This window comes from Enterobacter sp. 61D5 (assembly GCF_034107965.1).
GTDB lineage: Bacteria > Pseudomonadota > Gammaproteobacteria > Enterobacterales > Enterobacteriaceae > Enterobacter > Enterobacter cloacae_M.
Window position 1 is genome coordinate 137,677 of sequence record NZ_JAWNFK010000014.1, and the last position, 14,123, is coordinate 151,799.

11 protein-coding genes and 1 pseudogene are annotated in these 14,123 nt (G+C 58.5%); 8 read left to right on the top strand and 4 right to left on the bottom strand.

All coding sequences use genetic code 11. The features are described from left to right. Positions 1–365 precede the first annotated feature (365 nt). Both dinG and rhlE read right to left on the bottom strand, forming a co-directional pair. Complete coding sequence (dinG, locus tag UTM25_RS15735; protein WP_320715026.1) at positions 366–2,531, bottom strand: ATP-dependent DNA helicase DinG; 2,166 nt, start codon at positions 2,529–2,531, stop codon at positions 366–368. A gap of 97 nt (positions 2,532–2,628) precedes the next feature. Next, a complete protein-coding gene (gene rhlE / locus UTM25_RS15740; protein ID WP_023310866.1) occupies positions 2,629–3,993 on the bottom strand; it encodes an ATP-dependent RNA helicase RhlE in 1,365 nt (454 codons plus the stop codon). A 206-nt stretch (positions 3,994–4,199) separates the two neighbouring features. Here rhlE and cecR point away from each other — a divergent pair, with 206 nt between their 5' ends. Genes cecR through UTM25_RS15765 form a run of 5 tightly spaced genes read left to right on the top strand, consistent with a single transcriptional unit; the run spans position 4,200 to position 9,840 of the window. Further along, positions 4,200–4,877 carry a transcriptional regulator CecR gene (gene cecR, locus UTM25_RS15745; RefSeq protein ID WP_194399883.1) on the top strand — a complete coding sequence of 226 codons (678 nt, stop codon included), beginning with the start codon at positions 4,200–4,202 and terminating at the stop codon, positions 4,875–4,877. After that, positions 4,874–5,869, top strand: a complete 996-nt coding sequence (gene hlyD / locus UTM25_RS15750) for a secretion protein HlyD (protein ID WP_194399882.1) — start codon at positions 4,874–4,876, stop codon at positions 5,867–5,869. The genes cecR and hlyD overlap by 4 nt, the downstream gene beginning before the upstream one ends. Beyond that, positions 5,862–7,601 carry an ATP-binding cassette domain-containing protein gene (locus tag UTM25_RS15755; protein ID WP_194399881.1) on the top strand — a complete coding sequence of 580 codons (1,740 nt, stop codon included), beginning with the start codon at positions 5,862–5,864 and terminating at the stop codon, positions 7,599–7,601. Before hlyD ends, UTM25_RS15755 begins: the two co-directional genes overlap by 8 nt. Beyond that, on the top strand, positions 7,591–8,724 hold the full coding sequence (locus UTM25_RS15760; RefSeq protein ID WP_194399880.1) for an ABC transporter permease: 1,134 nt from the start codon (positions 7,591–7,593) through the stop codon (positions 8,722–8,724). The genes UTM25_RS15755 and UTM25_RS15760 overlap by 11 nt, the downstream gene beginning before the upstream one ends. A 9-nt stretch (positions 8,725–8,733) precedes the next feature. Next, positions 8,734–9,840: an ABC transporter permease gene (locus tag UTM25_RS15765; RefSeq protein ID WP_320715029.1), complete on the top strand. Its 1,107-nt coding sequence runs from the start codon at positions 8,734–8,736 to the stop codon at positions 9,838–9,840. Here the strand turns inward: UTM25_RS15765 and UTM25_RS15770 are convergent. Further along, positions 9,802–10,212, bottom strand: coding sequence for a YbhQ family protein (locus UTM25_RS15770; protein WP_014883088.1), 411 nt, complete (start codon positions 10,210–10,212; stop codon positions 9,802–9,804). The genes UTM25_RS15765 and UTM25_RS15770 overlap by 39 nt on opposite strands. Before the next feature lie 133 nt (positions 10,213–10,345). Here UTM25_RS15770 and UTM25_RS15775 point away from each other — a divergent pair, with 133 nt between their 5' ends. Genes UTM25_RS15775 through UTM25_RS15785 form a run of 3 tightly spaced genes read left to right on the top strand, consistent with a single transcriptional unit; the run spans position 10,346 to position 13,304 of the window. Further along, entirely contained in the window at positions 10,346–11,107 is a 762-nt protein-coding gene (locus tag UTM25_RS15775) for an endonuclease/exonuclease/phosphatase family protein (RefSeq protein ID WP_320715030.1), read from the top strand. After that, entirely contained in the window at positions 11,104–12,342 is a 1,239-nt protein-coding gene (clsB, locus tag UTM25_RS15780; protein WP_194399877.1) for a cardiolipin synthase ClsB, read from the top strand. Before UTM25_RS15775 ends, clsB begins: the two co-directional genes overlap by 4 nt. Next, positions 12,342–13,304, top strand: a complete 963-nt coding sequence (locus UTM25_RS15785; protein WP_023310857.1) for a lysylphosphatidylglycerol synthase transmembrane domain-containing protein — start codon at positions 12,342–12,344, stop codon at positions 13,302–13,304. Before clsB ends, UTM25_RS15785 begins: the two co-directional genes overlap by 1 nt. A 104-nt stretch (positions 13,305–13,408) precedes the next feature. Here UTM25_RS15785 and UTM25_RS15790 read toward each other — a convergent pair. Beyond that, positions 13,409–14,116, bottom strand: a pseudogene (locus UTM25_RS15790) (Bax inhibitor-1 family protein). Positions 14,117–14,123 lie beyond the last annotated feature (7 nt).

The window sequence follows — 14,123 nt, forward strand, 5'->3', positions numbered from 1 at the left end:
GAAAAAATCATCTTGTTAACAATATAGCCCTGTTGAATATCCGGAGGTTAGTTTTTTCTCCAGAATCAAGGTCCTGTTTTCATGATAAAAAAAATAACATGCTGGACTTATTTCAAGTATTTGCGGGTTCTACAGGAGATTCTTAACGCTTCATTATTTGTTTAAATAAAGAGTGGGAAGTCATTAAGGGTCGCGATGAAATATACAGGCAATATTCTTACCCGGCTTCAAAGCAGTCTGTCACCGTGTATACACCGTCTCAGCAATATCCATTGCACGCTGGTTAGCACTCTGAAGTTCGGCGAACGTTATCCCCAAAACGGGGACCGTAATTATCGCAGGCCCCGCTTCGTCTGGACCGACCTTTACCTGCGCCCCCTGGAACGGATGCTTTTCTTGCGCCCGGCGGTCAGTTTGACCGGCTGTTTTTTTACCTCAGGCACCTCCGGCTGTTCGATCGGGAAGATCGGCAGCGCGTTAAGGAGCCGTTGACCGTAATTTTTGGTGAGCAGACGTTTATCGTAAATCACCACTTCGCCCCAGCAGCCGTGGCTTCGAATCAAACGCCCCACCTGCTGAATCAGGTTAAACGATGCCGCAGGCAGGCTCTGCACCTCAAATGGATAGCGGTTAAGGCTTTTCAGCCATTCGCCCTCGGTGATCACCACCGGGCTGTCGATGGGTGGGAAGGCAATTTTATGAATGTGCACCTGCGTCAGGTAGTCGCCTTTCAGGTCGAGACCTTCCGCGAAAGACTGCAATCCCACCAGCACGCTGCGCTCGCCGTTATCAATGCGCTTACGATGGGTTTCCACCAGCCTGTAACGCGGCTGGTCACCCTGCACCAGCAGGAGTAAACGCAGATCGGTGACGTGCTCCAGAAAACGCTGCATGGCGCGTCCACTGGCAAACAGCACCAGCATGCCGGGGTATTTTTTACTCTCGACCTGTTCGCGGAAATAGGCCGCCATTTCAGCGATGTGCTGCTCTTCGTTGTCGATAAGCGGCTCGAATTTCATGCGCGGAATGACCAATTTGCCCTGCTCGCAGTGGTTAAACGGCGAGTCCAGCGCCACGAAACGGTCGCCCGCTTTCTCTTTTAGCCCGCTCATCTCCTGCAGCCTTGAGAAACTGTTCAGGGAGCGCAGCGTTGCAGAGGTGACAACCACGTGCGGCACGCTGCGCCAGATCAGCTTTTCCAGCTGATCGGCCACGCGAATCCCCACGCAGTGGAAGAACAGGTGCACCTGCCCGTCCCGGACTTCGCGGGTGGCCCATTTGGTGACCGGCGCTCCGGACGCCTGCGCCATTGAGGCCAGCCGCCAGAGCTTGCTCTGCGCTTCGAACATCCCCAGCGCGCGGTTCATCTGCAGCAGAACGCGGTGCAGACGCACCACGTCATGCGAGCCGGTTTTCTCGCTCAGATCGTTTAAGAACATCTCCGCCAGCCCGCGCAGCTTTTCCAGATGCTTCGCCAGCTGCTGGCAGATCTCCATCACCTCTTCCGGTAGCTCACCCATCGCAAAGCGGTGTTCGGCTTCCTGGGCTGCCGGAAGATAAAGATTCAGGATGTTGTTCAGGGACGAAATGAGGCTATAGACCTCTTCACAGTGGTCGCTCAGCCGCTCCGGCACCGCCAGCGGCGGCGTGGTTTTCGGGCGGAACTGCTCCATGCAGGTCGCCACCAGCTTGCAGAAGAGATCCAGCTGCAGGCGGAACCACGGGGCGGTGATTTCGGCGCTCATCTCCAGCGCATCCCGCGCCACGTCCGGCAGATGGTGGCCTTCATCAAGCACCAGCAGCAGGTTTTTAGGCTCCGGCAGCACCGCTTCGCTCTCAAGCGCCGCCATTACCAGCGCGTGGTTTGCCACAACCACTTCCGCTTCCTGAATCTCACGACGGGCGACAAAGAACGGGCATTCGCGGTAGTAGTGACAGTTGCGGTTCAGGCAGCTGGCTTTGTCGGTGCTGAGCCTGCGCCACAGGTCGTCGCTGATGGACTGGCTGGTGTGATCCCGCAGGCCGTCCCACTTATAGCCGTCAAGCTCGGCTTTGAGTTTTGCACACTGCTCCTGCTCGGCCTTATTGTTTGGCGTTAGCTCGTCATCCAGAAACGCGAGCAGATCCTGTTGATTCGGCTCGCTGCTGGCAAGTGCGGCCAGGTTACGCGGGCACACGTAACGCCCGCGCCCAAAGGCTGCCGTAAACCGCAGGTCGGGGATGATTTTGCGCAGCAGGGGTAAATCCTTGCTGAAGATCTGGTCCTGCAGCGCCACGTTGGCGGTGCTGACCACCAGCGTTTTGTCCTCTTCCCGCGCAATCGCGATGCCGGGAATGAGATACGACAGGGTTTTCCCGACGCCGGTCGGGGCTTCAATCGCCAGATGTCGCCCGTCGTCCCCGGCGAGCGTTTTTGCCACGTCAGCAATCATCTGCCGCTGCGGCGCTCGGGGGATAAAATCGGGGATCTGCTGTTGTAGCGCCTTATACCATGCGCCAATTTGCGCCTTGAGCGCAGCGGTTAAAGCCATCGGAAAACCTGAAACACTGTATAAACAGCCACTATTGTGGCACTTTCTCTTCGCTGCCGCAAAAAGAAAAGCCCGGCTTTACTACCGGGCTTCCAGATTACTGCGGGTTAGCAGGCTTGCGCGGGCGGCGTCGACGCTGCCCTTCTCCTGCCGGTTTCCCTTCGCCGCTGCGCCACGGGTTTTCACCCGCCGGTTTGCTGTCGTTGTTACGACGCGGCGGTTTGCCGGATGATTTAGGCGCGCCGCCTTCGGCACGACGCGGCTGCTGACCGCGACCGCCGCCGCCCTGACGACCGTTCTGAATCGGCTCGGCTTTGATCGACGGGTCCACTTCGTAGCCCGGGGTTTCGATGCGCGGGATCTCTTTCTTCAGCAGGCGCTCGATGTCGCGCAGCAGCTTGTGCTCGTCCACGCAGACCAGAGAGAGCGCTTCACCGGTTGCCGCCGCGCGGCCGGTACGGCCGATACGGTGAACGTAATCTTCCGGCACGTTTGGCAGCTCGTAGTTCACCACGTGCGGCAGCTCTTCAATGTCGAGGCCACGGGCGGCGATGTCGGTCGCCACCAGCACGCGGATGTCGCCGGATTTGAAGTCCGCCAGCGCACGGGTACGCGCGCCCTGGCTCTTGTTACCGTGAATGGCGGCGCTGCGGATGCCGTCTTTATTCAGCTGTTCCGCCAGGTGGTTGGCGCCGTGCTTGGTGCGGGTAAAGACCAGCACCTGCTGCCAGTTGCCCTGGCCGATCATCTGGGAAAGCAGTTCCCGCTTGCGCTTTTTATCCACAAAGTGAACGTGCTGCGTCACCTGCTCGGAGGCGGTGTTGCGGCGTGCCACTTCCACTTCCAGCGGGTTATGCAACAGCTTTTCCGCCAGCGCCTTGATCTCGTCGGAGAAGGTCGCGGAGAAGAGCAGGTTCTGACGACGCGCGGGCAGCTTGGCCAGCACGCGGCGAATGTCGTGAATAAAGCCCATGTCGAGCATGCGGTCGGCTTCGTCCAGCACCAGAATTTCGATGCCATCGAGCTTCACCGCGTTCTGGTGTTCGAGATCCAGCAGACGGCCCGGCGTTGCTATCAGCACGTCCACGCCGCCGCGCAGCTTCATCATCTGCGGGTTGATGCTGACGCCACCGAAAACCACCAGCGAGCGGATGTTGAGATAGCGGCTATAGTCACGCACGTTCTCACCAATCTGCGCCGCCAGCTCGCGGGTTGGGGTCAGGATCAGGGCACGCACCGGACGACGGCCTTTGGCGTGCGGCTGGTTTTTTACCAGCAGTTCCAGCAGCGGCAGGGTAAAGCCCGCGGTTTTGCCGGTACCGGTCTGGGCGCTCGCCATCAGGTCACGGCCCTGAAGAACGGCGGGGATTGCCTGCTGCTGGATTGGGGTTGGCTCAACGTAGCCCTGCTCTGCGATCGCGCGCAGAATTTCCGGGTTCAGGCCAAGGGAATCAAAAGACATAAAAACTCCGAACCGCCCCGACCATCACAGGTGTAGTTTTCAGGGAGATATGACGAATAGGGGAGGACAAAAACCACAATGTCGCGAAGGAGCGGAGTGTAGCAGCTTTTGTGACGTAGCGCATAAATATCCCTCAGCGTTCCCTCGACGTTAACGGGAATCAGGCATAATATTAATCAATCGATTGATTAATTCTTAATGCCGCCATGAATACGACACCCACAACAACCAAAGGTGAACAGGCCAAAAATCAGCTTATCGCCGCCGCGCTGGAGCAGTTTGGTGAGTACGGGCTGCATGCAACCACGCGCGATATTGCCGCGCTGGCCGGGCAGAACATTGCGGCGATTACCTACTATTTTGGCTCAAAAGAGGATTTATACCTCGCCTGCGCCGAGTGGATCGCCGATTTCATCGGCACGCAGTTTCACCCGCACGTTGAGGAAGCCACCGCGCTGCTCGGCCAGCCCTCGCCCGATCGCGCCGCCGTTCGCCAGCTTATTCTCAATGCCTGCCACGATATGATCCGCCTGCTGACGCACGACGATACGCTCAACCTGAGCAAGTTTATCTCCCGGGAGCAGCTCTCCCCGACCGTCGCCTACCAGCGGGTACACGATCGGGTGATTGAGCCAATGCACTCGCACCTGACCCGGCTGATCGCCGCCTATACCGGGCGGGATGCCAGTGATACCGAGACAATTTTGCATACCCATGCCCTGCTGGGTGAAATTCTTGCCTTCCGTCTGGGCAGGGAAACCATCCTGTTACGCACCGGCTGGACACAATTTGATGAGGATAAAGCCGCGCAGATTAGTAAGGTCATCGCCTGTCACGTCGATCTGATCCTGCAAGGCTTAACGCAAAGGAGCCTGAAGTCATGAAAAAATCTGTCGCCATCATTCTGGTGGTTGTTGTTCTGCTTGCCGCCGGAGTCGGTGGATGGCTGTGGTATCAGAGCCATCAGGATAAAGGCCTGACGCTGTACGGTAACGTGGATATTCGCACGGTGAACATGAGCTTCCGCGTGGGCGGACGTCTCGCCTCGCTGAGCGTGGACGAAGGCGATGCCATTAAAAGCGGGCAGACGCTGGGGATGCTGGATAAAGCGCCCTATGAGAATGCGCTGCTGCAGGCCAAAGCGGGCGTGTCCGTCGCCCAGGCGCAGTATGACCTGATGCTGGCAGGCTATCGCGACGAAGAGATCGCCCAGGCCGCCTCTGCCGTTAAGCAGGCGCAAGCCGCCTATGACTACGCGCAGAACTTCTACGCGCGCCAGCAGGGGTTGTGGAAAAGCCGCACTATTTCTGCCAACGATCTGGAAAATGCGCGCTCGTCCCGCGACCAGGCGCAGGCCACGCTGAAGTCCGCGCAGGATAAATTAAGCCAGTACCACACCGGTAACCGCCCGCAGGATATCGCCCAGGCGAAAGCCAGCCTTGAACAGGCACAGGCGCAGCTGGCTCAGGCGGAGCTGGATTTGCGCGACACCATCTTAATCGCCCCATCTGACGGCACGCTGATGACCCGCGCCGTGGAGCCGGGCAGCATGCTCAGCGCGGGCAGCACCGTCTTAACGCTCTCCCTGACCCGCCCGGTCTGGGTACGCGCCTACATTGATGAGCCAAACCTCGGCCAGATGCAGCCGGGCCGCGAGCTGCTGCTCTATACCGACGGTCGCCCGGACAAGCCGTATCACGGCAAGGTGGGCTTTGTCTCCCCTACCGCCGAATTCACGCCGAAAACCGTTGAAACACCGGACCTGCGTACCGACCTCGTGTATCGCCTGCGCATCATCGTGACCGATGCGGACGACGCGCTGCGTCAGGGCATGCCCGTCACCGTAAAAGTAGACAGCGGGGAACGACATGAATGACGCGGTTATTCAGCTCAACAATCTGGTTAAACGCTTCGCGGGAATGGACAAACCGGCCGTCGCGCCGCTGAACTGCACCATTCAGAAAGGCTATGTGACCGGGCTGGTCGGTCCGGACGGCGCGGGGAAAACTACCCTGATGCGGATGCTTGCGGGGTTGCTCAAGCCGGACGAAGGCACGGCCAGCGTGCTCGGTCTTGACCCGATCGAGGATGACGGAGCCCTTCACGCCATGCTCGGCTATATGCCGCAGAAGTTTGGCCTGTATGAAGACCTGACGGTGATGGAAAACCTGAACCTGTACGCCGACCTGCGCAGCGTCACCGGCGAAACGCGGCAGAAAACCTTCGCTCGCCTGCTGGAGTTTACCTCCCTCGGCCCGTTTACCGACCGGCTGGCGGGCAAGCTCTCCGGCGGGATGAAGCAGAAGCTGGGGCTGGCCTGCACGCTGGTCGGCGAGCCGAAAGTGCTGCTGCTGGACGAGCCCGGCGTCGGCGTAGATCCGATTTCGCGCCGTGAACTGTGGCAGATGGTGCACGAGCTGGCGGGCGACGGGATGCTGATCCTCTGGAGCACCTCCTACCTCGACGAAGCGGAACAGTGCCGGGACGTGCTGCTGATGAACGAAGGCGAACTGCTTTATCAGGGCGAGCCGACGACGCTGACGCAGAGCATGGCCGGGCGGAGCTTCCTGCTGCACAGCCCGCAGGAGTCCAACCGCAGGCTGCTGCAGCGGGTGCTCAGGCTGCCGCAGGTCAGCGATGGGATGATCCAGGGCCGCTCGGTACGGGTGATCCTCAAAAAAGAGGCCACCGTCGACGATATTCGCCGCGCGTCCGGCATGCCTGAGATCGAGATGGAAGAGACCGCGCCGCGCTTTGAGGACGCGTTTATCGACCTGCTGGGCGGCGCGGGTACGTCAGAGTCGCCGCTTGCCGCCATTCTGCATACGGTGGAAGGCACGCCGGGCGAGACGGTGATTGAAGCCAAATCCCTCACCAAAAAGTTCGGGGATTTCGCCGCCACCGATAACGTCAATTTCGCGGTTAAACGCGGGGAGATTTTTGGCCTGCTCGGGCCGAACGGCGCGGGAAAATCAACCACCTTTAAGATGATGTGCGGCCTGCTGGTGCCCACGTCCGGCAAGGCGCTGGTGCTGGATATGGACCTGAAGGTCAGCTCCGGCAAGGCGCGCCAGCATCTGGGGTATATGGCGCAGAAGTTTTCGCTGTATGGCAACCTGACGGTCGAGCAGAATTTGCGCTTTTTCTCCGGCGTATATGGCCTGCGCGGGCGGGCGCAGAACGAGAAAATCCGGCGCATGAGCGACGCCTTCGCCTTAACCAACATTGCCTCCCACGCCACCGACGAGCTGCCGCTCGGCTTTAAGCAGCGGCTGGCGCTGGCCTGCTCGCTGATGCACGAGCCGGATATTCTGTTTCTTGATGAGCCGACTTCAGGCGTTGACCCCATTACCCGCCGCGAGTTCTGGCTGCACATCAACAGCATGGTGGAAAAAGGGGTGACCGTGATGGTGACCACCCACTTCATGGACGAGGCGGAGTACTGCGACCGCATCGGGCTGGTGTATCGCGGCAAGCTGATTGCCCACGGCACCCCGGACGACCTGAAAAACCAGGCCGCCGATGATGAAGTTCCGGACCCGACCATGGAGCAGGCGTTTATCACCCTCATCCACGACTGGGATAAGGAGAATGCCCATGCGCAGTAATGTCATTTCCTGGCGCAGGGTGCGCGCGCTGTGCATTAAAGAGACGCGGCAGATCGTGCGTGACCCCAGCAGCTGGCTGATTGCGGTAGTGATCCCCCTGCTGCTGCTGTTTATCTTTGGCTACGGCATTAACCTGGACTCCAGCAAGCTGCGGGTAGGGATTTTGCTGGAGCAGCAGAGTGAAGATGCGCTGGACTTTACTCACGCCATGACCGGATCGCCCTACATTGACGCCACCATCAGCGATAACAGGCAGGAGTTGATTCAGAAAATGCAGGCCGGGAAAATTCGCGGTCTGATCGTCATTCCGGTGGATTTCGCCGCCAATATGGCGCGGGCGAATGCCGATGCGCCGATCCAGGTGATTACCGACGGCAGCGAGCCGAACACCGCCAACTTCGTGCAAGGCTACGCGGAGGGGATCTGGCAGCTCTGGCAGATGCAGCGCGCGGAAGATCGGGGTGAAGAATTTAAACCGCTCATCGACGTGCAGACGCGCTACTGGTTTAACCCCGCTGCCATCAGTCAGCACTTTATTATTCCGGGCGCGGTGACGATTATCATGACGGTGATTGGCGCGATCCTGACCTCGCTGGTGATCGCCCGCGAGTGGGAGCGCGGGACCATGGAGGCACTGCTTTCTACCGAAGTGACGCGGGTCGAGCTGCTGCTGTGTAAGCTCATCCCCTACTATTTCCTCGGCATGCTGGCGATGCTGCTCTGCATGCTTGTCTCGGTCTTTATCCTCGGCGTGCCGTATCGCGGCTCGCTGGTGGTGCTGTTTTTTATCACCAGCCTGTTTTTACTCAGCACGCTGGGCATGGGGCTGCTCATCTCCACCATCACCCGCAACCAGTTCAACGCCGCGCAGGTGGCCCTCAACGCCGCCTTTTTACCGTCGATTATGCTGTCCGGGTTTATCTTCCAGATAGACAGTATGCCTGCGGTGATCCGCGCCGTGACCTATGTTATTCCGGCGCGCTACTTTGTGAGCACGCTGCAAAGCCTGTTCCTGGCGGGGAATATTCCGGTGGTGCTGATCGTCAACACGCTGTTTTTAATGGCGTCAGCGGCGATGTTTATTGGGTTGACGTGGATGAAAACCAAACGGCGGTTAGATTAAGGAGCGAACATGTTTCACCGATTATGGACGTTGATACGCAAAGAGCTGCAATCCCTGCTGCGTGAGCCGCAAACCCGCGCCATTCTGGTCTTACCGGTGCTGATCCAGGTTTTACTGTTCCCGTTTGCCGCCACCCTTGAGGTGACCAACGCCACCATTGCCATTTACAACGAAGATAACGGCAAACATTCCGTCGAGCTGACGCAGCGCTTTGCCCGTGCAAAAGCCTTTACCCACATCCTGCTGCTGAAAAGCCCGCAGGAGATCCAGCCCACCATTGACACGCAAAAAGCGCTGCTGCTGGTGCGGTTCCCGGCGGATTTCTCCCGCAATCTGGATACCTTCCAGACCGCGCCGATGCAGCTGATCCTCGACGGGCGTAACTCCAACAGCGCCCAGATTGCCGCCAACTACCTGCAGCAGGTGGTGAAGGATTACCAGCAGGAGCTGATGGAGGGCAAACCGAAGCCCAACAACAGCGAGCTGGTGGTGCGTAACTGGTACAACCCGAACCTGGACTACAAGTGGTTCGTGGTGCCGTCGCTGATCGCCATGATTACCACTATTGGGGTGATGATCGTGACTTCCCTTTCCGTCGCCCGCGAGCGCGAACAGGGCACGCTGGACCAGCTGCTGGTCTCCCCGCTCGCCACCTGGCAAATTTTCGTCGGCAAAGCGGTCCCGGCGCTGATCGTCGCGACGTTCCAGGCCACCATCGTGCTGGGGGTGGGAATTTGGGCCTACCAGATCCCGTTCGCCGGTTCGCTGGCGCTGTTTTACTTCACTATGGTGATTTACGGGCTGTCGCTGGTGGGATTTGGACTGCTGATCTCGGCGCTCTGCTCGACGCAGCAGCAGGCGTTTATCGGGGTATTCGTCTTTATGATGCCCGCGATTTTGCTCTCGGGTTATGTTTCACCCGTCGAGAACATGCCGGTGTGGCTACAGGATCTGACGTGGGTAAACCCGATTCGGCACTTTACGGACATCACCAAGCAAATCTATCTGAAGGATGCGAGTCTGGATATTGTCTGGGGAAGTTTGTGGCCGCTACTGATCATAGCGGCCACGACGGGCTCAGTGGCGTACGCGATGTTTAGACGCAACATTGCGTAGCTTTTTCTCTTTGGTCAGCAGCGAGACCACCGCAGGCCCTGCGAGGATAGCCAGACCCGCGAGGGCCAGCAGCAGGTTGTTTTGCAGCACGCGCGACAGCAGCCAAAGCACAATCATCGCCGCACCAAAATACCAGGTGGTGGTGAGCTCTTCGAGCACATCACCCACCTCGCGCCAGCGCGCTTCATGGTGGCGCTGTAAGAACAGCATCGACAGCACGGTGACGCCATAAAGGACGCATAGCCCCAGGCCAACACGCACCAGCGTGCCGCTCATCCAGCCCATCACCAGTACGGCCACGACCAGTAAATGCAACATTATCTGCCAGCAACTCAGGCCAGTTGCGACACGAACACGTTGTTGCCACTTCATGGCTTCTCTCCTGAAGGATTTTTCTCTGCTTAATCAGACTACCGCACTTTACGGAAAATTCCGTAACGCCGCATCTTTTTGTGACGACGACTACACTTTATTTTCATTGGGATAGTCACTCAGGAAGGAGCTTATGACTCAAAAAATGCAGCATTTCTCGCTTAAGGTGCTGACGATAAACATTCATAAGGGCTTCACAGCATTTAACCGCCGCTTCATTTTACCGGAGCTGCGCGACGCGGTACGCACCGTTAGCGCGGATATTGTCTGCCTGCAGGAGGTGATGGGCGCACACGAAGTGCATCCGCTCCACTTTGAGAACTGGCCCGACACGCCGCACTATGAGTTTCTGGCCGACACCATGTGGAGTGATTACGCCTACGGCCGCAACGCGGTCTATCCGGAAGGGCATCACGGCAACGCGGTGCTGTCCCGTTATCCCATTGAACATTACGAGAACCGCGACGTTTCCGTCGGGGAGAGCGAAAAACGCGGCCTGCTTTACTGCCGTATTACCCCGCCCGACCTTGAGCTGCCCATCCATGTCGGCTGTGTTCACCTGGGACTGCGCGAAGCCAATCGTCAGGCGCAGCTGAAAATGCTGGCCGAATGGGCCAATGCGCTTCCCGAAGGTGAACCGGTGGTGGTGGCGGGCGATTTCAACGACTGGCGACAGCGGGCAAACCATCCGTTGAAAGTGGATGCCGGGCTGGAAGAGATTTTTACTCGCGCCAACGGCAGGCCTGCGCGCACCTTCCCGGTCCGTTTCCCGCTGCTTCGGCTTGACCGCATCTACGTGAAAAATGCCCACGCCAGCAGCCCGACCGCACTGGCGCTTCTTAACTGGCGACATCTTTCCGACCATGCCCCGCTCAGCGCGGAGATCCATCTATGAAATGTTCCTGGCAGGAAGGCAACCGAATCACGCTGCTGGTCAACGGGGACGAGTATTATCCGGCCGTATTTAAAGCGATTGACCATGCACAGCAGAAGGTGATCCTCGAAACCTTTATCTGGTTCGAAGACGACGTGGGCAAGCAGTTGCACAGCGTGCTGCTACGGGCCGCCCAGCGCGGCGTCAAAATTGAAGTATTGCTTGATGGCTATGGCTCGCCGGATCTCAGCGATGCGTTTGTGAATGAATTGACCTCCGCGGGCGTGGTGTTCCGCTACTACGATCCCGGCCCTCGCCTGTTCGGCATGCGGACCAATCTTTTCCGCCGGATGCACCGCAAAATTGTGGTGGTGGATGAGACGGTGGCGTTTGTCGGCGGCATTAACTACTCCGCTGAGCATATGTCCGACTACGGCCCGGAGGCGAAGCAGGACTACGCCATTCGCATTGAAGGCCCGGTAGTGCAGGACATCTTACTGTTTGAGCTGGAGAACCTGCCGGGTAAAGAGGCCGTTCGCCGCTGGTGGAGACGCCGCAATCGCCCGGAAGAGAACCGGAAGCCCGGCGAAGCGCAGGCCCTTTTCGTCTGGCGGGATAACGGCGAGCACCGGGACGACATTGAACGTCATTATCTCAAGATGCTCGCCAACGCGAAGCGCGAAGTGATTATTGCTAACGCCTACTTTTTCCCGGGCTATCGCCTGCTGCACGCCATGCGCAGTGCGGCCCGACGCGGGGTACGCGTGAAGCTGATTGTGCAGGGCGAGCCGGATATGCCGATTGTCAAAGTGGGCGCACGCCTGCTGTATAACTATCTGGTGAAGGGCGGCGTACAGATCTACGAATATCGCCGCCGACCGCTGCACGGCAAGGTCGCGCTGATGGACGATCACTGGGCCACCGTGGGTTCCAGCAATCTCGATCCGCTGAGCTTATCGCTCAATCTCGAGGCTAACCTGATCATTCACGATCGCCAGTTTAACCAGACCCTGCGGGATAATCTGCAGGCGTTGATCGTTAACGACTGCGTGCGCGTGGACGAATCCATGGTTCCCAAACGCACCTGGTGGAACCTGGGCATCAGCGTGGTGGTGTTCCACTTTCTGCGCCATTTCCCGGCCATGGTCGGCTGGCTGCCGGCCCATACGCCGAAGCTTGCGCAGGTGGACCCGCCGGTGCAACCCGAAATGGAAACCCAGGACCGTGTTGAAGCGGAAGATGGAGGCAAACCCTGATGTCGAAATCGCATCCGCGCTGGCGGCTGGCAAAAAAGATCCTGACCTGGCTGTTTTTCATTGCGGTCGCGGTTCTGCTGGTGGTCTACGCGCAGAAAGTTGACTGGGAAGAGGTGTGGAAAGTTATCCGCAACTATAACCGGATGGTGCTGCTGGGCGCTGTGGGGCTGGTTATTGTCAGCTACCTGATGTACGGCTGCTATGACCTGCTGGGCCGAGCTTACTGCGGCCACAAGCTGGCCAAACGTCAGGTTATGCTGGTGTCGTTTATCTGCTACGCCTTTAACCTGACGCTGAGCACCTGGGTCGGCGGCATCGGCATGCGCTATCGCCTTTATTCGCGGCTCGGCCTGCCGGGCGGGACCATCACGCGCATTTTCTCGTTAAGCATCACCACCAACTGGCTGGGCTATATTCTGCTCGGCGGGGTGATCTTCACCATCGGCGTGGTGCAGCTGCCCGCGCACTGGTATATCGACGAGGCCACGCTGCGCATTCTCGGCATCGTACTGCTGCTGATCATCGCCGTTTATCTGTGGGCCTGCGCGTTTGCTAAACGCCGCCATATGACCATCAAAGGGCAAAAGCTGGTACTGCCCTCATGGAAGTTTGCGGTGCTGCAGATGGCCGTCTCCAGCGCCAACTGGATGGCGATGGGGGCCATTATCTGGCTGCTGATTGGCGAGGACGTAAATTACTTCTTCGTGCTGGGCGTGCTGCTGGTGAGCAGCATTGCGGGCGTAATTGTGCATATTCCGGCGGGGATCGGCGTACTGGAGGCGGTGTTTATCGCGTTGCTGGCCGGGGAGCATGTCTCTCAGGGAACGATTATCGCGGCCCTGCTGGCATACCGCATGCTGTATTACTTCCTGCCGCTGGCGCTGGCAACGGTCTGTTATCTGGTGCTGGAGAGTCGGGCGAAAAAGCTGAGAGCGAAGAACGAGAAGGCGTTAGCGAAATAAAAGCAAAACGGCAACCTTGTTGCCGTTTTTAGTGTTTGTTCCCTCTCCCGTGGAGAGGGTCAGGGTGAGGGCACCAGACCGCCCCGCCCCCCGGCAAAACAACCTTAGCGACGGTTGCCTAAAATCCGCAGCAGCATCAGGAACAGGTTGATGAAGTCCAGATACAGCGTCAGCGCGCCCAGAATCGCGTATTTGCGCAGGTTCGAACTGTCGCGTACGTCGATCTGCTCGCCGATGTTTTTCAGCTTCTGGGTGTCATACGCCGTCAACCCAACAAAGATCACCACCCCGATGTAGGTCACGGCCCACATCAGCGCGTCGCTCTTCAGCCACAGGTTCACCAGTGACGCCAGCACAATCCCAATCAGCCCCATAAACAGCATGCTGCCGAAGCCGCTCAGATCGCGCTTCGTAGTGTAACCTTACAGGCTCATCGCGCCGAACATCCCGCCGGTCACCACAAAGGTGCTGGCGATGGAGGAGTAGGTGTAGACGATGAAAATACTGGAAAGCGTCAGCCCGGTCAGCGCCGAATAGAGCATAAACAGCGTGGTCGCCATTCCGGCACTGAGCTTTTGCACCAGACCAGAAAGCACAAACACCAGCGCCAGCTGCGCGATAATCAGCCCAAAGAAGGTAATTTTGCTGGAGAAGATAAACATCATCAGTTCAGGCGTGTTCGCCGCATACCACGCGATAAACGCGGTAAGCAGCAGGCCAACCGTCATCCAGCCGTACACCTGAGCCATATACGTCTGCAGGCCGCTACGGGTCTGCTGTACTATTGAATCGGAACGCGGAAATCGGTCCATGATTCAC

What these genes read in the sequence shown, in the direction of transcription:
- UTM25_RS15770 (WP_014883088.1), bottom strand. Translation starts at nt 10,212, where the DNA reads ATGAAGTGGCAACAACGTGTTCGTGTCGCAACTGGCCTGAGTTGCTGG.
- cecR (WP_194399883.1), top strand. Translation starts at nt 4,200, where the DNA reads ATGAATACGACACCCACAACAACCAAAGGTGAACAGGCCAAAAATCAG.
- dinG (WP_320715026.1), bottom strand. Translation starts at nt 2,531, where the DNA reads ATGGCTTTAACCGCTGCGCTCAAGGCGCAAATTGGCGCATGGTATAAG.
- UTM25_RS15755 (WP_194399881.1), top strand. Translation starts at nt 5,862, where the DNA reads ATGAATGACGCGGTTATTCAGCTCAACAATCTGGTTAAACGCTTCGCG.
- UTM25_RS15760 (WP_194399880.1), top strand. Translation starts at nt 7,591, where the DNA reads ATGCGCAGTAATGTCATTTCCTGGCGCAGGGTGCGCGCGCTGTGCATT.
- hlyD (WP_194399882.1), top strand. Translation starts at nt 4,874, where the DNA reads ATGAAAAAATCTGTCGCCATCATTCTGGTGGTTGTTGTTCTGCTTGCC.
- UTM25_RS15765 (WP_320715029.1), top strand. Translation starts at nt 8,734, where the DNA reads ATGTTTCACCGATTATGGACGTTGATACGCAAAGAGCTGCAATCCCTG.
- clsB (WP_194399877.1), top strand. Translation starts at nt 11,104, where the DNA reads ATGAAATGTTCCTGGCAGGAAGGCAACCGAATCACGCTGCTGGTCAAC.
- rhlE (WP_023310866.1), bottom strand. Translation starts at nt 3,993, where the DNA reads ATGTCTTTTGATTCCCTTGGCCTGAACCCGGAAATTCTGCGCGCGATC.
- UTM25_RS15785 (WP_023310857.1), top strand. Translation starts at nt 12,342, where the DNA reads ATGTCGAAATCGCATCCGCGCTGGCGGCTGGCAAAAAAGATCCTGACC.
- UTM25_RS15775 (WP_320715030.1), top strand. Translation starts at nt 10,346, where the DNA reads ATGACTCAAAAAATGCAGCATTTCTCGCTTAAGGTGCTGACGATAAAC.